At 66.1% G+C, this 21,452-nt stretch carries 23 protein-coding genes; 13 read left to right on the top strand and 10 right to left on the bottom strand.

Translation table 11 applies throughout. From position 1 onward, the window contains the following. Nucleotides 1–249: 249 nt before the first annotated feature. The 3 genes from BX604_RS01780 (at nt 250) to BX604_RS01770 (ending at nt 1,970) form a co-directional block, all read left to right on the top strand. The gene (locus BX604_RS01780; protein ID WP_098549309.1) at nt 250–954 is read left to right on the top strand and encodes an SOS response-associated peptidase family protein; all 705 of its coding nucleotides are present in this window, start codon (nt 250–252) and stop codon (nt 952–954) included. Between the two features lie 123 nt (nt 955–1,077). Continuing rightward, the gene (locus BX604_RS38205) at nt 1,078–1,557 is read left to right on the top strand and encodes a hypothetical protein (RefSeq protein WP_143747990.1); all 480 of its coding nucleotides are present in this window, start codon (nt 1,078–1,080) and stop codon (nt 1,555–1,557) included. Nucleotides 1,558–1,565: 8 nt separating this feature from the next. Beyond that, on the top strand, nt 1,566–1,970 hold the full coding sequence (locus BX604_RS01770) for a hypothetical protein (protein ID WP_098549307.1): 405 nt from the start codon (nt 1,566–1,568) through the stop codon (nt 1,968–1,970). A gap of 233 nt (nt 1,971–2,203) precedes the next feature. Here BX604_RS01770 and BX604_RS01765 read toward each other — a convergent pair whose 3' ends face one another. Then, nucleotides 2,204–2,752 carry a GNAT family N-acetyltransferase gene (locus tag BX604_RS01765; RefSeq protein ID WP_098549306.1) on the bottom strand — a complete coding sequence of 183 codons (549 nt, stop codon included), beginning with the start codon at nt 2,750–2,752 and terminating at the stop codon, nt 2,204–2,206. Nucleotides 2,753–2,791: 39 nt separating this feature from the next. After that, nucleotides 2,792–3,415 carry a helix-turn-helix domain-containing protein gene (locus BX604_RS01760; protein ID WP_098549305.1) on the bottom strand — a complete coding sequence of 208 codons (624 nt, stop codon included), beginning with the start codon at nt 3,413–3,415 and terminating at the stop codon, nt 2,792–2,794. A 125-nt stretch (nt 3,416–3,540) separates the two neighbouring features. On the opposite strand from BX604_RS01760, the gene BX604_RS01755 reads away from it, so the two are divergent. After that, the gene (locus BX604_RS01755; protein WP_098549304.1) at nt 3,541–3,777 is read left to right on the top strand and encodes a ParD-like family protein; all 237 of its coding nucleotides are present in this window, start codon (nt 3,541–3,543) and stop codon (nt 3,775–3,777) included. Then, the gene (map, locus tag BX604_RS01750; protein WP_098549303.1) at nt 3,777–4,583 is read left to right on the top strand and encodes a type I methionyl aminopeptidase; all 807 of its coding nucleotides are present in this window, start codon (nt 3,777–3,779) and stop codon (nt 4,581–4,583) included. Before BX604_RS01755 ends, map begins: the two co-directional genes overlap by 1 nt. A 127-nt stretch (nt 4,584–4,710) precedes the next feature. Here map and BX604_RS01745 read toward each other — a convergent pair whose 3' ends face one another. Together BX604_RS01745 and BX604_RS01740 are read right to left on the bottom strand one after the other, a co-directional pair. Beyond that, on the bottom strand, nt 4,711–5,217 hold the full coding sequence (locus BX604_RS01745) for a GAF domain-containing protein (protein WP_098549302.1): 507 nt from the start codon (nt 5,215–5,217) through the stop codon (nt 4,711–4,713). 130 nt (nt 5,218–5,347) lie between these two features. Then, nucleotides 5,348–6,265 carry a LysR family transcriptional regulator gene (locus tag BX604_RS01740; protein WP_098549301.1) on the bottom strand — a complete coding sequence of 306 codons (918 nt, stop codon included), beginning with the start codon at nt 6,263–6,265 and terminating at the stop codon, nt 5,348–5,350. Between the two features lie 110 nt (nt 6,266–6,375). On the opposite strand from BX604_RS01740, the gene BX604_RS01735 reads away from it, so the two are divergent. Together BX604_RS01735 and BX604_RS01730 are read left to right on the top strand one after the other, a co-directional pair. Then, nucleotides 6,376–7,242 carry a pirin family protein gene (locus tag BX604_RS01735; protein ID WP_098549300.1) on the top strand — a complete coding sequence of 289 codons (867 nt, stop codon included), beginning with the start codon at nt 6,376–6,378 and terminating at the stop codon, nt 7,240–7,242. Between the two features lie 127 nt (nt 7,243–7,369). Continuing rightward, nucleotides 7,370–7,861 (top strand): GNAT family N-acetyltransferase, encoded by a 492-nt coding sequence (locus BX604_RS01730; protein ID WP_098549299.1) that lies wholly within the window; start codon nt 7,370–7,372, stop codon nt 7,859–7,861. A gap of 19 nt (nt 7,862–7,880) precedes the next feature. Here the strand turns inward: BX604_RS01730 and BX604_RS01725 are convergent, their stop codons facing one another. Genes BX604_RS01725 through BX604_RS01715 form a run of 3 tightly spaced genes read right to left on the bottom strand, consistent with a single transcriptional unit; the run spans nt 7,881 to nt 9,848 of the window. Further along, on the bottom strand, nt 7,881–8,753 hold the full coding sequence (locus BX604_RS01725) for a cytochrome c oxidase assembly protein (RefSeq protein ID WP_098549298.1): 873 nt from the start codon (nt 8,751–8,753) through the stop codon (nt 7,881–7,883). Between the two features lie 10 nt (nt 8,754–8,763). Beyond that, on the bottom strand, nt 8,764–9,204 hold the full coding sequence (locus BX604_RS01720) for a copper chaperone PCu(A)C (RefSeq protein WP_098549297.1): 441 nt from the start codon (nt 9,202–9,204) through the stop codon (nt 8,764–8,766). A gap of 8 nt (nt 9,205–9,212) precedes the next feature. Continuing rightward, complete coding sequence (locus BX604_RS01715; RefSeq protein WP_098549296.1) at nt 9,213–9,848, bottom strand: SCO family protein; 636 nt, start codon at nt 9,846–9,848, stop codon at nt 9,213–9,215. A 282-nt stretch (nt 9,849–10,130) separates the two neighbouring features. On the opposite strand from BX604_RS01715, the gene otsB reads away from it, so the two are divergent. Both otsB and otsA read left to right on the top strand, forming a co-directional pair. Next, complete coding sequence (otsB, locus tag BX604_RS01710) at nt 10,131–10,883, top strand: trehalose-phosphatase (RefSeq protein ID WP_098549295.1); 753 nt, start codon at nt 10,131–10,133, stop codon at nt 10,881–10,883. Beyond that, nucleotides 10,880–12,259 (top strand): alpha,alpha-trehalose-phosphate synthase (UDP-forming), encoded by a 1,380-nt coding sequence (gene otsA, locus BX604_RS01705; RefSeq protein WP_098549294.1) that lies wholly within the window; start codon nt 10,880–10,882, stop codon nt 12,257–12,259. The genes otsB and otsA overlap by 4 nt, the downstream gene beginning before the upstream one ends. 89 nt (nt 12,260–12,348) lie before the next feature. Here otsA and BX604_RS01700 read toward each other — a convergent pair whose 3' ends face one another. After that, the gene (locus tag BX604_RS01700; RefSeq protein WP_098549293.1) at nt 12,349–14,178 is read right to left on the bottom strand and encodes an ABC transporter ATP-binding protein; all 1,830 of its coding nucleotides are present in this window, start codon (nt 14,176–14,178) and stop codon (nt 12,349–12,351) included. A gap of 561 nt (nt 14,179–14,739) precedes the next feature. Between BX604_RS01700 and BX604_RS01695 the strand changes: the two genes are divergently transcribed. The 3 genes from BX604_RS01695 to BX604_RS01680 all read left to right on the top strand — a co-directional run bounded on the left by BX604_RS01695 (nt 14,740) and on the right by BX604_RS01680 (nt 17,342). Beyond that, nucleotides 14,740–15,804: a glycosyltransferase family 4 protein gene (locus BX604_RS01695; RefSeq protein WP_098549292.1), complete on the top strand. Its 1,065-nt coding sequence runs from the start codon at nt 14,740–14,742 to the stop codon at nt 15,802–15,804. A 235-nt stretch (nt 15,805–16,039) separates the two neighbouring features. Next, nucleotides 16,040–16,840: a hypothetical protein gene (locus BX604_RS01685; RefSeq protein WP_098549290.1), complete on the top strand. Its 801-nt coding sequence runs from the start codon at nt 16,040–16,042 to the stop codon at nt 16,838–16,840. A 37-nt stretch (nt 16,841–16,877) separates the two neighbouring features. Further along, on the top strand, nt 16,878–17,342 hold the full coding sequence (locus BX604_RS01680) for a DUF2214 family protein (RefSeq protein ID WP_098549289.1): 465 nt from the start codon (nt 16,878–16,880) through the stop codon (nt 17,340–17,342). A gap of 157 nt (nt 17,343–17,499) precedes the next feature. On the opposite strand, the gene gudD is transcribed toward BX604_RS01680, so the two are convergent. Next, entirely contained in the window at nt 17,500–18,852 is a 1,353-nt protein-coding gene (gene gudD / locus BX604_RS01675) for a glucarate dehydratase (RefSeq protein WP_098549288.1), read from the bottom strand. Nucleotides 18,853–19,274: 422 nt separating this feature from the next. Between gudD and BX604_RS01670 the strand changes: the two genes are divergently transcribed. After that, on the top strand, nt 19,275–20,036 hold the full coding sequence (locus BX604_RS01670) for a FadR/GntR family transcriptional regulator (protein WP_098549287.1): 762 nt from the start codon (nt 19,275–19,277) through the stop codon (nt 20,034–20,036). Between the two features lie 229 nt (nt 20,037–20,265). Here the strand turns inward: BX604_RS01670 and BX604_RS01665 are convergent, their stop codons facing one another. Next, entirely contained in the window at nt 20,266–21,414 is a 1,149-nt protein-coding gene (locus BX604_RS01665) for a branched-chain amino acid ABC transporter substrate-binding protein (protein ID WP_098549286.1), read from the bottom strand. Nucleotides 21,415–21,452 lie beyond the last annotated feature (38 nt).

Genomic DNA, 21,452 nt, shown 5'->3' with positions numbered 1-21,452 from the left:
GCCCTGATTCGGGCACGTGTATTCCCAGATGTAAGCCCAACGCGGTTTCATGATGCGATATGATGCTGTATGGATATACAGTCTATCGTGCTGTATGATGGTCCCGTCAAGCCTCAGATATTGAGCGGAGCCGAATCCCGATCGGCGGTGCAACGAGGGGGCTGGGAGGGTGATATGCCAAGACCGATGACGACGGTGTAGCGAGCATTTGTCGACTGCGAAGGATATGAACAGTGTGCAGCGGCGTTCATCCCATCGAACTACGTGGCGCCCGGCGAGGATCCGGGCTTGAGCGAGCTGAAGATCGACAATTTCCGCGACCTTTATCGCTGGACGCCGTGGAAACCGGAGATCTACCAGGACTATGACGCGCCGATCGTCGCGAGCATCGACGGGCAGTTCAAGCCACTGATCGCTGGTTTCGGCTTCTGGCCGCGTACGCTCCAGAAGGCCAACGTCGAGAAGGCGAGGGAGCAGGGCAAAAAACCGCCGATCATCCGCAGCACGATGAACGTACGCGACGACAACCTTGGAAAATCTCCGTTGTACGGCCCGACGTGGCGGGGCGGCAGGCGTTGCCTGATTCCGGCGCGATCCGTGGTTGAGCCGTCATATCCGGACGCTCGCCAAGCAGCCAATGGCGACTGGGTGCTCGGGCCGTATGTGTGGCAGAGGATCGGCGTGGCCGACCGGCCGATGATGTGCGTCGCCGGCATCTGGCGCACGCTGACAAATCAGGACGGGGCTGACCATCACGTGATGTCGATGATCACGGTGAACGCAGATGGGCATCCGCTCATGGCCCATATGCACAAGCTGTTCGATGAGAAGCGCTCCGTCGTGATTCTGCGGCCCGACGACTGGGAGGCGTGGTTGACTGCACCGAACGTCGAGGCCGCGCGCGCGATGCTGCAACTCTATCCGACCGACGAGATGGTGGTTGGGCCAAAGTAGGTTTGAGGTGGCTGATGTTACACAGACGCGTTGTGTCTCGTACAATTTCAGCAGGCGCACGATGTGTAGGTGTAGCCGACTAGTGGACGCCCCAGAAAATTTTGAAAATATGGAGAAGAGCCAGTGCGGGCTGTAGGAGATCAACCAGCGGCCGAAGTAACGCAAGGGGTTGCAACCGCAGGGAGCATATTTCCCCAATGGGCCCAGGACGTCACCACCGGTGCTTCGTTTCTCGGGTTTCTGTTGACGCTTTATGTAACGTGGCAGGTTGGGAGTATTCGTCGGCAGTACGCCGCACGAGGTCGATTGCCTGACCTGACGAAGGATTTGGCCGCGAAGGGGTCGGAGCTGAACACGCTGATTCCAAGCTGGCCCCAGAACAGAAACGAAGTGGTGGGGAAAATCAAAGTCACCATAGAGTTGTTGGGGGTGGCGCGAAAGCTTTTGTCGAGATCGGATGGTGGTACGGTATCGCGCATTCACCGCAAGTTTCGAAAGACTGAGAGAGTTACCAACCAGGACGAGGCATGGGATTTCTACTTGGATCTTCAGATGGCGATCGCGAGTCTTGAGCAAATTATGAAGAATTTGAACTGGAAGTGAACAGGGCTATGGTTACCGACGAAAAATCTCTGCAGTTGGTCATACAGCTAAACCGTCTGACATCGCTTGGCGAGATTAAGTGGGCGATACACCAAGCGCCGGCATCGATCACCGCTGGGACTGATTGTGTCGTTCCCTTATATTTAGAGACAAATCATAAGGGCACGCGATATGGCATCTATCAGATTCGTTCGCGAGCATACGACGGTGAACGTGACACGCTGTACTGGAATGAGAGTGTTTGCCTCGCGGTTCTCGATCAGGATGGGCGCGTATTGTGGGACGTCTCGGGAGTAGCGCCTCTTTGGGATCTGCTGAGCACTGTTCGGGGACAGATAGTCAACATCGATGGTTTGCTCAACGATCTCGGAGCAAACCCGGGCGTGATCGTGAAACGTAGGCGGTTTATTTGAGTGGTTATTATAAGTAACTAGTTGATTTTTATGGAGTAGTGGCGGCCTGCAAAGCCGTTTAGGCCGGTTCGACTCCGGCTCGCGCCTCCAGCAAGAAAAGAAAAGCCCCGCTTCGGCGGGGCTTTTCTTTTTTCCGCGCGCAGATCCCCATGCTTGTTGCTCATTTGCGGCGGCATCGTCGCTGCGCAGGTGGCGGGCCTTCAACGCCGCCCGCGTCATCATGAACGCGCCGCTCAACCATCCACCGGCTGCGCCGGCGTTTCGAGCCTGAGCTGATAAAACGCGGCATCGAGCCAGCGACCGAACTTGAAGCCCGCTTCCGTGATCGTGCCCGAGTGCACGAAACCGAGCCGCGTATGCAGGGTGACGCTGCCGCCGTTGGTCGCGTCGATGCAGCCGACCAGCACGTGCACGCCGGCTTCCTGCGCACGCCGGATCAACTCGCGCAGCAGAAACTCGCCGAGCCCGCGGCCGCGATGGTCGCGATGCACGTAAACGCTGTGTTCGACCGTGTACTTGAACGCGGGGAACGCGCGGAACGTGCCCCAGCTCGCGAAGCCGACCAGCGTGCCCGCTTCATCCACCGCACCGACGACCGGAAAACCGCCCGCGCGCTTCGTCGCGAACCACGTGATCATCGCTTCCGGCGGACGCGGCTTGTAGTCGTACAGCGCCGTCGAGTTCACGATCGCCTCGTTGAGGATCTCGAGGATGGCGGCTGCATGCTCGGCTTCGCTGCAATCGATCAGGCGCACGTCGTCGCGCTGTTTCGGGGAATTCATACGGGCTCCTGCGCCTGTCGGCTTTGAACGAATGACGGATTACACATTCCGCGCGCCGGTGGCGGCGGATACATCGCAGATCGCGACGACATAACGCGCGGCCTGCGATGACGGGTTGCTGAAAATCGGCGGCTGATCGAGGCGCATGGCCAGGCAGTCGCCTTCGTGAAGTTCGTGAAGCTGGTCGCCGAACGTGACGTCGACGCGCCCGTGAACGACCCATACCTGCTGATGCAGCGCGCTTTCGCGTCCGCCGCTGTCGTATGCGACGCGCGCGCCAGCCGGGAAATCGACCTCGACGAGCTGAATCGGCGACGGCCAGCCGGGCGGCGACACATTGCGCCGGACATAGCCGGACGCCGGATCGCGCCATTCCGCTTGCTGCGCGCGTCGCACCAGCGGTTGGGCAGGCGTGTCGTCGCGATCGCCGCCGAACAGCCCGGCCAATGACACGCCGAGGCCCGCCGCGAGCTTGTCGAGCACGACGGCCGTCGGGCTGGCCGACGCACGCTCGATGAGCGAGATCATCGAACGACTGACGCCGGAACGCGCGGCGAGCGCATCGAGCGTGTAGCCTCTCAGGGTGCGCAGGTCGCGCACGCGGCGGGCGATGCGTTCGTTGATGCCGGTATCGTCGGCAGGGGAGGCAGTCTGTTCTTGCATGATGGATTTATTTTCCAGCAAGTTGGAATTTGATGTCAACGGAATTCATCGTGCCCGGATGCTTGCCCCACGGCGATGTCGAGCGTAATATATGAAACGACTACATTTCGCTTAATTAGAGACATATGGGAATCATCAAGATATCCGAGCACATGCACGAACGGCTGCGCTCGACCAGCACGGCGCTGAGCCGGTCGATCAACGCGCAGGCGGAGCACTGGCTGCGGGTCGGGATGATGTCGGAACTCAATCCGTCGCTGTCCTACGGTGACATCTGCCGGATGCTGATCGAGGCCGAAGCGCGCGGTGGCGATACCGGGCCGACGGAGTCGGTGGCGCACGGCATCGAGCAGGTGGCGTAATGGCGAAGCGCGAAATCCCGATCCGCGGCGCCGCAGAAATCGCCAAGTCGCGCGAGGCTGCAAAGCTGGCGTCCCAGGTGCTGACGATGATCACCGAGCACGTGAAGCCGGGCGTCACCACCGACGACCTGGACGTACTCTGCCGCGAATACATCGTCGACGAACTCGGTGCGATCCCGGCGAACATCGGCTACCACGGCTATCCGAAGACGCTCTGCACGTCGGTCAATCACGTGGTCTGCCACGGCATCCCGTCGTCGCGGCCGTTGCGCGATGGCGATATCGTGAACCTCGACATCGCGGTGATCAAGGACGGCTGGTTCGGCGACACGAGCCGCATGTACTTCGCCGGCGAGCCGGGCGAACTCGCGCGGCGCCTCGTCGCGGCGACCTATGAGGCGATGCATGCGGGGATCCGCGCGGTTCGTCCGGGCGCGACGCTCGGCGACGTCGGCTATGCGATCCAGCAGATCGCGCATCGCGAAGGGTTCAGCGTGGTTCGCGAGTACTGCGGCCACGGGATCGGCGACGTGTACCACGACGAGCCGCAGGTGCTGCACTACGGCCGTCCGGGCACCGGCGTGCCGCTGCAGCCGGGGATGATCTTCACGATCGAGCCGATGCTGAATGCGGGCAAGCGCGATACGCGCGTGCTGGCCGACGGCTGGACGGTTGTCACGAAGGACCATTCGCTGTCCGCGCAATGGGAGCACATGGTCGTGGTGACGGAGCAGGGCTTCGAGGTGTTGTCGGACGACGTGAAGCCGCAGGCGTCCGAGGCGCTGTCCGGCTCGCAAGCGGCCTGACACGCGTAGCAGGCCGCGTGAAGCGGCGATGCAACGAAAAGGGGCCCCGAACGGGGCCCTTTTTGCATGTGCGGTCGCGCAGCGCCTTTTGTGCGCGAGAGTCGCGACCGGCGGCGCAGCGCTTGGTTTATCGACCGCGTGCCTTTTCCCAAGCGTGTTCGACGAACACGCGGCACAGCGCTTCCATCCCGTTGCGGTCCTCGTCGTCGAAACGCGCGGCGACGGGGCTGTCGACGTCCCACACGCCGATCAGCGTGCCGTCGGCCGCGACCAGCGGCACGACGATTTCCGATTCTGACGCGGCATCGCATGCGATATGCCCCGGGAATTCATGCACGTCGCGCACGAGCTGCGTGTCGCGGGTCTGCGCAGCCGTGCCGCACACGCCTTTGCCGAGCGCGATCCGCACGCACGCGGGCTTGCCCTGGAACGGCCCGACCACGAGTTCCGTCCCGTCGAAGAAATAGAAGCCGGCCCAGTTCAGGCGATCGAGCGAGTGATAGACGAGCGCGGCGAAGTTCGCGGCGTTCGCGGTCAGGTCGCGTTCCGATTCGACGAGCGCGCGAGCCTGCTCGACGAGCGTCGCATAGAGTTCGGCCTTGGAGGCGTGAGGGTCGTTGGACAGCGTGAACATGGCGGGAATGCAATAAGGGTTGTGAAAAGCGCGATGCGCGTCCCGCAGTCTACGGCACGCGCGGCCCGTCTGCAGCGTCCGGTTTGCCATTGCATGGCAGCCAGGGTGGCGCAGACCGACGCGAAGCCGCTCAATCGGGTTCGAGTTCGGCGAACCGCTCCGCCAGGAAATCGAGCAGCGCGCGCACGGCGGGCAGCAGTCCGCGCCGCGATGCGAACACCGCATGCACGATTTCGCGGCGCGGCGCCCAGTCCGGCAGCACGGTCGCCAGTTCGCCGCGCGCGACTTCGTCGCGCACCATCATCGTCGGCAACTGCACGACGCCGACGCCCGCGATGGCAGCCGCGCGCAGCGCCAGCATGCCGCCCGTCACGAGGCGCGGCTGGTGGTGGATTTCGGCCTGGGCGCCGTCGGGGCCGCGCAGCCGCCAGACGTGCGACGCCTGCGGCACGCCGTGATCGAGACTGGGCAGGCGCGCGAGATCGGCGGGCACGGCCGGCACGCCGTGTTCGCGCAGCAACGCGGGGTTCGCGACGAGGCACTGGCCGCGCTCGGCCAGCACGCGCAGCGCGAGATCGCTGTCTTCCAGCGGCGGCGGGCGCACGCGGATCGCGACGTCGATCCCTTCGCCGACGACGTCGACGCGCCGGTTGGTCGCCTCCAGATGAATTTCGACGCGCGGGCACGCGACCATGAACGCGGCGATCATCGTGCCGACCAGCGAGTCGAGCAGCACGACCGGGCAACTGACGCGCACGATGCCGCGCGGCTCCTCGTGCAGCAGCGCGATCGCCTCGTCGGCGGCATCTGCCTCGACAAGCATTGCGCGACAATGCGCGTAGTAGGTCTGGCCGACGTCGGTGACCGTGAAGCGGCGCGTCGAACGCTGGATCAGCCGCATCCCGAGCCGCGCCTCGAGCAGCGCGATACGGCGGCTCAGCTTCGATTTCGGCATGTTCAGCGCACGTCCGGCCGGCGCGAAACCGCCGTGCTCGACGACTTGCACGAAGTAATAGAGATCGTTCAGATCCCGGTCGTTATCGTTCATGAAATAGAACGCTGAGTGCGATTTTGGCAGTCTACCGGATCGATCGTTCCACCTCTATATTCCTACTCAGGATGCGAAACACGTGTTTCGCCGCAATTCGGAGAAGGCAAATGAAGAAGATCCAGGGTGTCTACAGTGCGCCGCGCGGCCATTGGGTCGGTGACGGTTTCCCGGTGCGTTCGATGTTCAGCTATCAGTCTCACGGTGCGCATCTGAGCCCGTTCCTGCTGCTCGACTACGCGGGCCCGGCGAACTTCGAGCCGGCTTCGGCACCGCGCGGCGTGGGCCAGCACCCGCACCGCGGCTTCGAAACGGTGACGATCGTCTATGACGGCGAAGTCGCGCACCGCGACTCGACCGGCGCAGGCGGCACGATCGGCCCGGGTGACGTGCAGTGGATGACGGCCGGGAGCGGGATCCTGCACGAGGAATTCCACTCCGAAGCGTTCACGAAGCGGGGCGGTCCGCTCGAGATGGTGCAGTTGTGGGTGAACCTGCCCGCCGCCGACAAGATGAATGCGCCCGGCTACCAGACGATTCTGGACACCGACATCCCGGTGGTCGAACTGCCGGACGGCGCAGGGCGTGCGCGGATCATCGCCGGCGAATTCGACGGACGGCGCGGCCCGGCTCGCACGCATACGCCGATCGACGTGTGGGACGTGCGGCTGGCAGCAGGCGGTCGTGTGCGGTTCCCGATCGCCGAAGGGCGTACGCTCGCGGTGGTCGTGCTGAGCGGCACGTTGCTGGTGAACGGCGAGACGGTTGCCCGCGAAGCGCAGTTCGTGCAACTGAGCCGCGACGGCCGCGACGTCGAGCTCGAAGCGAACGGCGACGTCAAGCTGCTGATCCTGAGCGGCGAGCCGATCGATGAACCGGTCGTCGGTTACGGGCCGTTCGTGATGAACTCGCAAGAGGAAATCCGGACCGCGATCGACGATTTCAACAGCGGCCGCTTCGGCCAGATGCCGGCATGACGGACAGGCCCCGCGCAATGCGGGGCCTTTATCATGGATGAAAGCGGTGGTCGTGTGCCGCGTGCGCTTCGAGGCATAATCAACGGTTGCACGCGCGCCGGCCGGCGCGCCCGAATCCGGATCGACCATGAACGCTGCAGCCCCTGCCACCTCCCCGCGCGCCGACGCTCTCGACTGGCGCTGGAAATCCTTCGACGCGCTGACGGCGCGTGAAGTCTATTCGATCCTCGACGCGCGCAGCGCTGTGTTCGTCGTCGAGCAGAACTGCGTGTATCGCGACATCGACGATGCGGACCAGGCTGCTTGGCACCTGGCTGCGTACGATGCGCAAGGGCGCGTGGCCGGCTACCTGCGCGTGCTGTTGCCGGATGCGCAGAACACCGACGTGCGTATCGGCCGCGTACTGACGACCGCACCGTTTCGTGGTGCGGGCCTCGGCAACGCGATGCTGTCGCGCGCGCTCGAGCACATCCGTGCGCAATGGCCGGACACGCCGGTGAGCCTGCATGCGCAGGCCCACTTGCAGCGTTTCTATGGGGCGTTCGGCTTTACGCCGAACTCGGACGTGCACGACGAGGACGGCATCCCGCACGTGTGGATGACCCGCGCGCGCGCCTGACGCGCCGCGCGCCGCGCCGTCAGTGGGCGGTGCGTGTCACCGACGGGCGCTCGGCATGCCGGGCGGCAGCCCGCTCGTCGATCAAACGGCCGCGTGCCGACAGCCGCATCCAGTGCCGCAGCGCGATCAGCGCACCGATCACGCTCATCATCGAACCGGGAATCCACAGCAGCAGGCCGCCGATCTGCTGGTCGCGCAGCGGGCTCAACCATGTGAACGCGCGTCCGCAGATCGAGTAGATCGGATACAGCTCGTGCGGCGTGAAGAAGATCAGCGCGCCGAGCGCGATCTGCGGCGGGATGGCCGCGACGACGATCAGGATCCGGCGGCCCGGCGACAGCCGCGCGGGCGGCGCGGGGCGCGGATCCACGACGAGCCACCAGAACAGCAGCCCGTCGATCACCATGCTCCAGTTCATCACGCGATACAGACGCCAGTCGAGCATCGCGACGAAGTGGATCGGCGACAGCAGCCAGAAATAGATCAGCCCGACGAACAGCACGACCGCGACGACCGGATGGAACACCACGTCGAGCGTCGCGCGCACGGGCGCCCACGCGAGTGCGGGACGCACGAAGCGCTGTCGCCAGCGAAACGGGATGCCCGCGCGGATCGCCGCGCCCGGGTAGGAGAGCGCGATGAAGAACGGCCCGAGGTGGTGCAGCACGAGGTGCTGCGCGCGGTGCATGAAGAATTCGTGCTCGAAGAAATAGTCGAGCCGCGTATGCAGCGCGATGTAGAGCGCCGTCAGCCCGAACCAGAACGAGAACTGCCGCAGCGGCGTCACCTTCGCCTTCTTCACGCCACGCGCGAACAGCACGGCGGCCGTCAGCACCGCGATGACCACGGTCGGCGACGGTTCCCACGGATCGAGCCAGTACAGGACGTTCATCGCGCGCGCATCACTTTGCCTGGGCCGGTGACTTCACGGCGAACGGCGTGTCGACCGTTTCGCCGTCGGAGAACTTCAGGCGCAGGTGCACGGTGTCGCCCGGCTTGATCGTGTGCTTCGGTTCCTCGAGCATGAAGTGATAGCCGCCCGGCGCAATGTCGACCTTGCCGCGCGCGGGGATCGTCAGCTTGTCGACCATTTCCATCTTCTGCGTCGAGCCGTTCGACACGGTCTGGTGCAGCATCGCCATCCCGTAATCGGGGCTGTCGACGTCGACGAGATCGACCGGCTTGTCGCCCGTGTTGACGAGCGTCACGTAGCCGCCCGCGGGCAACTGGTTCGGCAGCCAGCGTACCCACGCATTCTGCGCGGTGATCGCGCCGGCGGCATACGCGTGCGCGCCGGTACACAGTGCGGCGAGGAGGGCGAACGTCTTGAGGGTCGTCTTCATGTCGGAATTCAGGTGGTGGAGGCAGTGTCGATGATCCGGCGCACATCGGCGGCGATGGCGTCGGGCGAATCGCGGTCGGTCGCGAGCAGGCGCGCGCGGCCGTTTGCGTCGAAGATGTAGACGGCCGAGCTGTGCGTGACTTCATAGCCGCCGGACGGATCGCGCTTTTCCATCTGGTACGCGACGCGATAGCGCTTCGCGAGCGATTCGATCTGGCCGTCGGTGCCGGTCAGCCCGCGTGCGTGCGCGGCATCGAACGCAGCGACGTACGACTGCATCGCCTGCGGCGTGTCGCGCGCCGGATCGACCGAGACGAATAGGATGCGCACGCCGCTGGCCTGCGGGCCGAGCTTCGCGAGCACTTCCATCAGCCGCGCCATCGTTTCGGGGCAGACGTCCGGACAGTGCGTGTAGCCGAAGTACACGAGCGCGACGTGGCCGCGAAATGCGTTGGCGTGAACGGGATGGCCGTCGCCGCCGGTCAGCGTGAACGACAGGTCGGGCAGGTGGCCGGTGACGTTGGTCAGGTGCCAGTTCGGCTCGTCGTGCGTGCAGGCAGCGAGCGCGACGGTGGCGGCCAGCGCCGCGGCCGTGCGGATGAAGCGGTTGAGGCGCCGGGGCGGCGCGGAACGGGCAGACGACATCCTGGGGCTCGATCGGATGGAATGGTCGTCGGCCGGCGCGGCGCCATGCGTCGCGCGGCCGGCGGTTGCCGACTGTAGCGCAATTCCCGCGCCGGCGTCCTTTCGAAACCCGTACGGGAAGGCGAGCGGGGCAATATGTCGCAGTCGCCGCGGCGAGCGGCGCAAGGCCCGCAATCCGGCGGTTTCGCCCATCTCGGTACTCAGGCGCGGTAAGATGCGCACAATTCCATTCGCGCAGCGGCGGCCCAGTGTTTGCTGGTCGCCCCTCAGACTATCGAATCGATGCAATCCGTTCCGGCTTCCCTGTCCCTGACTGATACTGCGTTCTTCTTCGACTTCGACGGCACGCTCGTCGAGCTGGCACCGACGCCCGACAGCATCCATGTGCCGCCGTCACTGCTGACGCAGCTCGAAGAACTGCGGCGCCGCTCGCACGGCGCGGTCGCGATCGTGTCGGGTCGCGGTATCGACAACCTCGACACGTTCCTGAACATGCCCGACCTGCCGATCGCCGGCCTGCACGGCGCCGAGCGGCGCGATGCGAACGGCGACACGCAGCGCATCGGCTTCAATGACGAACGGCTGCTGCGCATCGAGCGCGAACTCGCGTCCGTCGTTGACCGCCATCCGGGCATGCTGCTCGAAATCAAGGGCGCGGCCGTCGCGCTGCACTTCCGCAATGCGCCCGAGCGCGAGCCGGTCGCACGTGAAGCGGCCGAGCGCCTCGTTGCCGAATATGCCGATGCGTATGTGCTGCAGCCCGGCAAGATGGTGTTCGAGATCAAGCCGAAGGGCGTCGACAAGGGCCGTGCGCTGGCCGCTTTTCTCGACGAGCCGCCGTTCGCGGGCCGCGTGCCGCTGTTCGCGGGCGACGACCTGACCGACGAGAAGGGCTTCGCGGTGGTCAACGCGCGTGGAGGCCTGTCGATCAAGGTCGGTGCAGGCGAGACGTCGGCCCGGACGCGGCTCGACTCGGTCGACGCGCTGCATGCACAGATCGCGCGCTGGCTCGACGCGGAGCAGCCGGGCGCATGAGCCGACTCATCATCGTTTCAAACCGCGTCGCCCCGATTTCGGAAGGCGAACCGGCGGCGGGCGGCCTCGCGATCGGCGTCTACGACGCGCTGAAGGAGACGGGCGGCATGTGGTTCGGCTGGAGCGGCGAGGTGGTCGCGTCCGGGGCGCCGCAGATCCGCATCGAGGAGCGCGGGCCCGTGACGTTCGCGACCGTCGGTTTGTCGCGCCGCGATTACGACCAGTATTACCGCGGCTTCTCGAACGCGACGCTGTGGCCGGCCTTCCACTATCGCGCGGATTTGATCCAGTACGATCGACACGAATTCGACGGCTACAGCCGCGTGAACGTGTGGCTCGCGCAGCAGCTCGTGCCGCTGCTGCAGGACGACGACGTGATCTGGGTGCACGACTATCACCTGATCCCGTTCGCGCGTGCGCTGCGCGCCGCCGGCGTGAAGAACCGCATCGGCTTTTTCCTGCATATCCCGTTTCCGGCCGCGCAAGTGCTCGTCAACGTGCCGCCGCATCGCGAGCTGGTTGAATCGCTGTGCGCGTTCGACCTGCTCGGCTTCCAGACCGAACCCGACCTGCGCGCATTCTGCGACTACGTCGAGTTCGAGGCGGGCGGCGAAGTGGCGCGGGAAGGGCGCACGGTGCGCGTGAGCGCGTTCGGCAAGACGCTGCGAGCGGCAGCCTATCCGATCGGCGTGTATCCGGACGAGATCGCATCGCTCGCGCAGGCGGGCGAGCATGGCAAGGCGGTGCGCACGCTGGCGACGTCGCTGCGCGGGCGCCAGCTGATCATGAGCGTCGACCGGCTCGACTATTCGAAGGGGCTCGTCGAGCGGTTCCGCGCGTTCGAGAAGTTGCTGGAACACCAGACGTCGATTCGCAACCGCGTGTCGTTCCTGCAGATTGCGCCGTCGACGCGCGCCGACCTGCGCGCGTACCAGGACATCCGCCTGCAGCTCGAAGCGGAGTCGGGCCGCATCAACGGACGCTACGCGGAGCTCGACTGGGCGCCGATCCTCTACATTCACCGCCAGTACGACCGGCAGGTGCTCGCCGCGCTGTACCGGCTGGCGCGCGTGGGGTTCGTGACGCCATTGCGCGACGGGATGAACCTCGTCGCGAAGGAGTACGTGTCGGCGCAGAATCTGGACGATCCGGGCGTGCTCGTGCTGTCACGCTTCGCGGGTGCCGCACGCGAGCTGACGGGCGCGCTGATCGTCAATCCGATCGATATCGGCGGGATGGCCGATGCGCTGTCGCAGGCGCTGACGATGCCGCTCGTCGAACGGCGCGCGCGTTACGCGGACATGATCGCGCAACTGCGCGAGAACAACGTGTCGGTGTGGCGCGACAACTTCCTGCGCGACCTGCAGCGCGTGTAGCCGCACGCTGCGTGTCTCGCGCGCTGTCGTGAAAAAAAGCCGCCGTGCGTGAAGCACGGCGGCTTTTTTATCGGATGCGCGCCGAAGCGTCAGGCCGCGCGTTCGCCGGTCGGCGTGGTGCCGTCGGGCGCGTGATGGCGGCCGTGCTGCTTCGCGAGCAGGTCGCGGTACAGGCCCGGACGATTGCGCAGCACGTCGGGGCTGCCGTCGTCGATCACCTTGCCGTTGTTCATCACGATGATCCGGTCGAAGTTGCGCAGCGTCGACAGCCGGTGCGCGATCGCGATCACCGTGCGGCCGACCATCAGGCGGTCGAGCGCGGCCTGGATCGCTTCTTCCGACGCGCTGTCGAGCGCCGACGTCGCTTCGTCGAGCAGCAGGATCGGCGCGTCCTTCAGGATCGCGCGCGCGATCGCGATGCGCTGGCGCTGGCCGCCCGACAGCTTCACGCCGCGGTCGCCGACGATCGTGTCGTAGCCTTCCGGCATCGCGTCGATGAATTCCGCGCAGCGCGCGTCGCGCGCGGCGGCGAGCACTTCCTCGCGGGTCGCCTCGGGGCGGCCGTATGCGATGTTGTCGTAGATGGTCCGGTGCAGCAGCGAGATGTCCTGCGGCACGAGCGCGATCGCGTGGCGCAGGCTGTCCTGCGTGATGCCCTTCACGTCCTGGCCGTCGACCTTCACGGCGCCGTCCTGCGTGTCGTAGAAGCGTTGCAGCAGCGCGAGCACGGTCGACTTGCCGGCGCCCGACTTGCCGATCAGGCCGACGCGCTGGCCCGGTTCGATATGCAGGTCGAAGTGGTCGAGGATCGCGCGGCGGTGCGGATACGCGAAGGTCACGCGTTCGAAGTCGACACGCCCGCCCTTGGCCGACAGCGGCTGCGCATCGGAGCGGTCCGGCATCCCGTGCGGCTCGAGCAGCGTCTTCACGGCTTCGGACAGGCGCGCCACGTGCTGCGTGACGTCGACCAGCGCGACCGCGAGGTCGCGCGTGCCGTGCAGGATCGTGAAGCCGAGCGAGCTGACGAGCACGATGTCGCCGGAGGTCGCGCGGCCCTGGTCCCACAGCCACAGCGCCCAGCCGAGCAGGCCGGCCGACAGCATCGCGGTGATCACCGCGTGCAGCAGGCGCAGCTTCTCGAGATAGAGCAGGCTTTGCTGGCGCGCGTCCATCTCGGCCTTGACCGTCGCACCGAAGCGCTTCTGTTCGCGCAGCGTCATCCCGAACGCGCGCACGAGGCCCATGTTGCCGATCACGTCGACGAGCTCGCCGTCGACTGCGGCCGCCTTCGACGCGAACGCGTGATGGCGCGCGGAGCCGCGCCCGGCGAGCTTGAACAGCACGACGGCGAGCACGGCCGAGCAGCCGAGCAGGCCGGCGGCCATCAGCGGGTTCACGACGATGATCATCAGGATCGCGCCCATCACCGCGATGCACGGCGGCAGCACGTTCCACGCCATCGTGTTCTCGGACGTATAGACGGCGTTCGACGTGGCGGTAATACGGCTCGCGAGCGTGCCGGGCTGCTTTTCCGAGTAGTACGTGGGCGAATGGCCGCTCAGGTACTGGAACAGGTCGCGGCGCAGGTCGCCGGTGACCGCGACGAAGGTGTGCGCGGCGACCCAGCCGCCGACGCGCCACAACAGGTTGTCGGCCGCGATCAGCCCGACGAGCAGCGCGAAGGCGCTCCACAGCGGGCCCGGATGATGGCGCCCGGCCGCGAGCACGTCGATCAGGTGCTTGATCGCGTATTGCGAGCCGAGTGCGCAGCCGACGGCGGCCAGCACGCTGCAGAGCACGATGAGGTGCGCGACGGGATGCAGGCGGATGTAGCGGAACAGGAACGCGATCGGCCGATGCGCGTAGCTCGACAGCTTCGCGTTATGGGCGTTGCGCTGGGCAGGGGTGAGAGATTCCAAAATATGCGTGCGGTGATTCGGTGATTGAGCGTGGCGGCTGGATCGCAGCCGGCGATCGCCCGGACTGAATAATCCGGCATTGTAAACAAGGCCGTGCATTGCGCTGCGCGAATCTTGCCTTGGTCAGGGGCGCGCGATCAATTTTGAGATAAAATCCGGCATCCGTCCTGCCGCGTACGCCGGAATCGCATGCCGACAGCGACGAGATGACTCGGAACGCCAAAAAGGCCTTCCACTCTAGAACGGACACCCAAGTCCGCGGGTTGCAAAGTGTTGCGCCTTTGTAACAAAGTAAAGTGTTTGAAATGTTGTGCGCCGTATCGGGATTAACCCTAGATAATCGGCTCCGGGTTCGATTCCAGGTTTTTACGAACCCCTGTCAACGGGTCTTCGTTTCAAACGTTCTATGCCTGTCGCGTCGCCGACGCTCCTTGAGCAGCGCGGGTTTCGACGCTCCCGGCAGGCTGATTCGTCCGATGATCGGATGAAATGCATCCAGCCCGGACTGCCGCAGGTTGCCGACCCATACCTGGTTTTTAGCCGATTTTTTAGGAGTTACGCATGCGAATCGCCCAAATCGCTCCGTTGCACGAAGCGGTTCCCCCGAAGCTGTACGGTGGTACCGAGCGAGTGGTGTCTTATCTGACCGAAGCACTTGTCGAGATGGGGCATGACGTCACGCTCTTCGCGAGCGGCGATTCGCAAACTTCCGCGAAGCTCGAAGCGTGCTGGCCGCAGGCGCTGCGCCTCGATCCGACGATCCGCGACGTGATGGCCCCGCACATGCTGCTCCTCGAGCAGGTGCGCCGCCGCGCGGAAGAGTTCGACGTCCTGCACTGCCACATCGACTACTACCCGTTCTCGCTGTTCTCGCGCCAGCCGGTCCCGCATCTGACGACAATGCACGGCCGTCTCGACCTGCCGGAACTGCAGCCGATCTTCAACGCATTCAGCGACGTGCCGGTCGTGTCGATCTCCGACAACCAGCGCATCCCGCTGCCGCAGGCGAACTGGCTGTCGACCGTCTACCACGGCCTGCCGGAAAACCTGCTGACGCCGATCCCGAACGTGAAGCCGAGCTACCTCGCGTTCCTCGGCCGCATCTCGCCGGAAAAGCGCGTCGATACGGCCATCCGTATCGCCGAGCAGGCCGGCCTGCCGATCAAGATCGCCGCGAAGCTCGACAAGGCTGACCGCGCGTACTACGAAGAGAAGATCAAGCCGCTGTTCGCGCTGCCGCACGTCGAGTACATCGGTGAAATCAGCGAGTCGGAAAAGACCGAATTCCTGGGCAATGCGCATGCGCTGCTGTTCCCGATCGACTGGCCGGAGCCTTTCGGCCTGGTGATGATCGAAGCGATGGCATGCGGCACGCCGGTGATCGCGTTCAAGCGCGGTTCGGTGCCGGAAGTGATCGAAAACGGCGTGTCGGGCTTCGTCGTCGAAGACGAGCTGTCGGCCGTCGCTGCGGTCAAGCGCCTCGACACGCTGCCGCGCGAGAAGGTTCGCGCCGCGTTCGAAGCACGCTTCTCGTCGAAGGTGATGGCGCAGAACTACGTGAAGGGCTACGAAGAACTGCTGCGCCAGAAGCGCCGCACGGTGCTGCGCGAAGTCAACGCAAGCTGATGCCAGGCTGCCGGCCGCTGCGATACGCGGCCGTCACCGACGCCCCGTCCGGGTTTCCGGCGGGGCGTTGTCACATCTGCGGCGCGGATCTGTTGTATTCTCGCCGCGCCCGGCGCCACGAACGGCCCCGGAAGCGGTTCGGCACGCCATCCGGCCGTCTGTCCAGACGGTAATGTCCCTATAATGGCCGTGCCGTGAAATCCGGCCCCGCACGAACATCGAGAGGAGAGCTGTCTTGGCGAGAACGAAAACCACGCGCGCAGCGCCGGCCCCCGGCGCCGGCGTGATCTTCGCGTTGCGCGCGATCGGTCTCGTGCTGTTCGCGCGCTGGCTGTTCTCGATGTCCCAGATGGGCTATCGCGCGTCGCTGTCGGCGATGGTGTCGTCGCCCTGGGCGTTCGTCTACCTCGTGCTGATCTTCCTGCTGCTCGCACTGCCGGGCGCCGTCGCGCGCGCCGAGCGGCCGTTCCATCCGCTGCCGCAGTGGCTGCGTCAGGCGCTGCGCGTGTTCGCGCTGATCGGTTTCCTGTTTGCCGTGTGGTCGATCGGCGCGTTCGCGTGGGCGGCCGGCTGGCAGGGCGCGCTGCATGCGGTGACGGCGACCAACGGCTGGCTTGTCGCCGCGCCGGCACTTTATGCGGCGATCGTCTGGATGTGCCGCCCACGGCCGCTGTGGCGCACCAACGTGGCCGCGCGCCGCTTCGCGGTCGGCCGCTACGCGATTTCGCTCGACACGCTCACGCGTACCGCGATCGTCTGGATGGAAAGCCGCAAGGTCGGCCAATACGATGCGCGCGAGCTGTCGGTGCGCTGGCCCGGCCGGGCCGCGCTCGCCGCAGGCGAGCCGGGTGCGCAGCCGGCGGTCGTGCCGCCGCGTCGCGGCAGCCTGTTCCGGCGGCCGAAGGTCGAGTTGCTGTGGGATTCGCCGGCGGCCGTCGGCCATAACCGGCAGATCGTGATGCGCGCGCCGCTCGCGACCGAAGGCGACCGCGTCGCGGTGCTCGCGCTCGACGCAGCGCTCAAGCAGATCGTCTGACCCGGCCTGCGCGGCGCGCAGGCGACAAGGAGGCGTAATGATCGTCCGTTGGTTGCTGGCAGCCGTTCATCTGATGGCGTTCGGCGTCGCGTTCGCCGCGATCGCGGCGCGCAACCGTGCGCTGCGCCGGGTCATCGCGTCGGTGCAGGCGGCCGACCTGCCGGGCGTATTCAAGGCCGATGCCGTCTGGGGTGTGTCCGCGCTGGTGCTGATCGCGACGGGCCTCACGCGGGCGTTCGGCGGCTTTGAGAAAGGCACTGCGTACTATCTTCACGAGCCGCTTTTCCACATCAAGATGACCGCGCTCGTGCTGATCCTGCTGCTCGAGATCGTGCCGATGCTCGGGCTGATCCGCTGGCGCGTCGCCGCGCGGCGACAGCAGATGCCGGATCTCGGCCGCGCGCCGACCTATGTGCGCATCGGCCATTGGCAGGCCGTGCTGATCATGGTCATCGTGTTCGCCGCAGCGGGCATGGCGCGGGGGATTGGCGCAGGCGGGTAGGGCTGGGCGGGTGGAAGTCGCCGGCCGGATCCGAAACCGGCCGCAGCGTGCCGGTCTCATCCTTTCCGGGCATTTCCGCCCGACGCCCGCCGATATGCGCGGGAATCCGCGCATCGATGCATGACCGGGCGGACCCGCCGCCCGGCTTGGCCCGCGCTCAGCGCACGAGGCAGGGGCGCTTGTTGTTGAACGTCCACCCCGGAATCAGATACTGCATCGCCGCCGCGTCGTCGCGGGCGCCGAGCCCGTGCTGCTTGTACAGCTCGTGTGCGCGCGCGACCGCATCCATGTCGAGGTCGACGCCCAGGCCCGGCTGCTTCGGCACTTCCACGAGCCCGTTCTCGATCTTCAGCGGCTCGCGCGTAAGCCCTTCGCCGTCCTGCCAGATCCAGTGCGTGTCGATCGCGGTGACCTGGCCAGGCGCCGCGGCGGCGACGTGCGTGAACATCGCGAGCGACACGTCGAAGTGGTTGTTCGAGTGCGAGCCCCACGTGAGACCCCAGTCACGGCACATCTGCGCGACCCGCACCGAACCTTGCATCGTCCAGAAGTGCGGGTCGGCGAGCGGAATGTCGACGGCCTGCAATTGCACCGCGTGGCCCATCTGCCGCCAGTCGGTGGCGATCATGTTGGTTGCCGTCGGCAGCCCGGTCGCGCGGCGGAATTCGGCCATCACTTCGCGGCCAGAGTAGCCGTTTTCCGCACCGCACGGGTCTTCCGCGTACGCGAGCACGTGGTGCAGGTTGCGGCACAGCCGCACGGCTTCGTCGAGCGACCATGCGCCGTTCGGATCGAGCGTCACGCGGGCGTCGGGGAAGCGCTCTGCCAGCGCCGTCACGGCCTCGACCTCGCGAGCGCCTTCGAACACGCCGCCCTTCAGCTTGAAGTCGTTGAACCCGTAGCGCGCATGCGCGGCTTCGGCGAGACGCACGACTTCCTCGGGCGTGAGCGCGGCTTCGTCGCGCACGCGCGTCCAGTCGTCGGTCGCGCCGCGGTTGTCGCGATAGGGCAGCGCGGTCTTGGTGCGGTCGCCGACGTAGAACAGGTAGCCGAGCATTTCGACGTGCTCGCGCTGCTGCCCCTCGCCGAGCAGCGCGGCGACGGGCACGCCGAGGTGCTGGCCGAGCAGGTCGAGCAGCGCGGCCTCGAGTGCGGTGACTGCATGAATCGTGGTGCGCAGGTCGAAGGTCTGCAGGCCGCGGCCGCTCGCGTCGCGGTCGGCAAAGGTGCGGCGCACCTCGTTGAGCACCGCATGGTAGTTGCCGACCGGCTGGCCGACGACGAGCGCGCGCGCATCGTCGAGCGTGCGGCGGATGCTTTCGCCGCCCGGCACCTCGCCGACGCCGGTCCGGCCCGCGCTGTCTTTCAGGATCACGAGGTTGCGGGTGAAGAACGGGCCGTGCGCGCCGCTCAGGTTGAGCAGCATGCTGTCGTGACCGGCGACGGGGATGGCTTGCAGGTCGACGATGCGCGGCGTGTCGTGGGAAGTCGAGGCGTTGACGGCGTTCATGGCGGCGATGGCAAAAGAGTGGGCAATGCCGTGCGGCAAAATCTTTGCCGCGCGCGGCGGGAGGTGCGATCATTCGACAACCGACGTGCGCGGCGCGCAAGCCCCGCATGTCGACGGCAACCCGAAAGGGTGAGGGCGACCCGCTCGATGCCGGTGCTGCGACGGATCGGAGCCACGCGCGAATGCGCGCTTCGATCGACCGCGACACCGGGAGCCGGCAGACGCGCACGGGCGCGAACGCTGGCCGATCGTGAACACGGGATCCGGCTGGCGCTTGCGCCGGACTGGATCACAGGAGATCCGTGTCGCGATCATCAGTCGTCGGATGACTTGTGACGCAGTATAATGAATCATCGGCGTTCGCTCAAACCCCGCGTAAACCCTCGGCTCACATTACTACGATATTCAAAGGAACCGGCCTCATGTCCGTGCCCACGCTTCCCGCAGCGCCGCGCCGTCGCGCACGCAGCCTCGCACAAGATGTCGTCGACGCGCTGACCGCGCAGATCGAGAACGGCACGCTGCGCCCCGGTGACAAGCTGCCGACCGAGACCGAAGTCATGGCGGCGCAGGGCGTCAGCCGCACGGTCGTGCGCGAAGCAATCTCGCGGATGCAGGCGAGCTGCCTCATCGAGACGCGCCACGGCATCGGCAGCTTCGTGCTCGAGCCGTCGCGTCGCCAGACGCTCGGCATCGACCCTGCGACCATCACGACGCTGCGCGACGTGCTCGCCGTGCTGGAGCTGCGCATCAGCCTCGAAAGCGAATGCGCGAGCCTCGCCGCGCAGCGCGTGAACGACACCGACCTCGCCGCATTGCGGCGCGCGCTCGACGCGATCGCGTCGGGGGCGGGCGGCGGCCGCGACACGGCCCAGCTCGACTTCCAGTTCCATCTGCAGATCGCGCAGTCCACCGGCAACCGCTACTTCGTCGACATCATGACGCAGCTCGGCGCATCGATCATCCCGCGCACGCGCGTGAATTCGGCGCGCTTCGCCGGCGACGACCTCGAGCGCTATGTCGGCCGGCTCAATCACGAGCACGAGGACATCTACGAGGCGATCGCGCGTCGCGACCCGGAAGCCGCGCGTGCCGCGATGCGCACGCACCTGACCAACAGCCGCGAACGGCTGCGCCGCGCGCACGAAGCGGCCGAGGCGGAACGCGACACGCAGACCAGCTGACCCGCGGCCGCCCATGGCCGCGCGGCCCGCGGCGATGCGCGTGTGGCCGCGGTCGGCAGGCTGCGGCCGGGCACTCAAAACATCAGTCGTCGTATGAGATCGGTGCGAATGCGCCGATCCTTCCGCACGCGTGTCGTTTGTGCACGGGTTCATGACCCGCCCGCGAAGGGGGCCGGACGGCGTGCCTCGCCGCCGGCCCCCGGTCACCCGGTGCGCCGAGCGGGCCCGATCAGCCCCCCTTCGTCACGATGGTCTTCCACGCGCCGTTCTTCACCTGATACAGCGTCGACATCCCGCTCTTCAGCGAGCCGTCGTTCGCGAACGAGATGCGGCCGGTGATGCCCTCGAAGTCGATCTTCTTCAGCGCCGGGCGGTAGACCTTCGGATCGGTCGAGTTGGCGGCCTGCATCGCCTTGATCGCGGCCCAGGTCGCGTCGTAGCCGAACTGCGCGTACGACAGCACGTCGACGCCGAAGCGCTTCTTGAAACGCTGTTCGAAATCCTTGCCCTGCGGCAGTTCGTCGAGCGGACGCCCGTATTCCCACGCCATCGCGCCTTCGGCCGCCGGTCCGGCGATCTTGATGAACTCGTTGTCCTTCACGCCGCCGCCGCCGACGAATTGCGCGTTCAGCCCGAGCTGGCGCATCTGCTTGATGAAGTTCGCGGCGAGCGAATCGAGGCCGCCGAAGAAGATCAGGTCCGGACTCTTCCCCTTCAGGTTCGTGATCTGCGCACGGAAGTCCACCGCCTGGTTGCTGGTGAACTCGCGGTCGATGATGTTGCCGCCCGCCGCCTTCACGGCCTTCTCGAACTCGTCGGCCTCGCCCTGGCCGAACGCGGTCCGGTCGTCGATGATCGCGATGCGCTTCGCCTTCGTCACGTCGACCGCGTACTTGCCCGCGTTGCCCGCGTTCTGGCCGTCGGTCGCGATCACCATGAACATGTTCGCGAGGCCGCGCGACGTGAGCGTCGGGTTGGTCGCCGCCGGGTCGATCACGGGGATGCCGGCCTTGTCGTACACCACCGACGCCGGAATCGTCGTGCCCGAGTTGAAGTGGCCGATCACCACCGACACGTTCTGGTCGATGAGCGCCTGCGCGGCCTGCACGCCGATGCGCGGGTCGGCCTGGTCGTCCTGCACGATGAGGTTGAATTTCGCGGGCTTGCCGGCGATCTGCACCTTCTGCGCGATGGCGTCGTCGAGCGCGAGCTGCACGCCGTTCTGGAGATCCTTGCCGTAGCCGGCGTTCACGCCGGTGAGCGGCGCGGCGAAGCCGACCTTCACGTCGGTCGTGTCGGCGGCCTGGGCGACTTGCTGCGAGAGGAGGGTAAGCGCGGATACGACCGACACCGACAGCAGGGAATGACGGAATTTCATGTTCTTTCCTCTTGTTCGACACCAGCGGGTGGGTACCG

Source organism: Burkholderia sp. JKS000303, assembly GCF_002563755.1.
Taxonomy (GTDB): domain Bacteria; phylum Pseudomonadota; class Gammaproteobacteria; order Burkholderiales; family Burkholderiaceae; genus Burkholderia; species Burkholderia anthina_B.
Note: the sequence above shows the minus strand (reverse complement) of the source record. Positions and strands in the feature narration are given on the sequence as shown.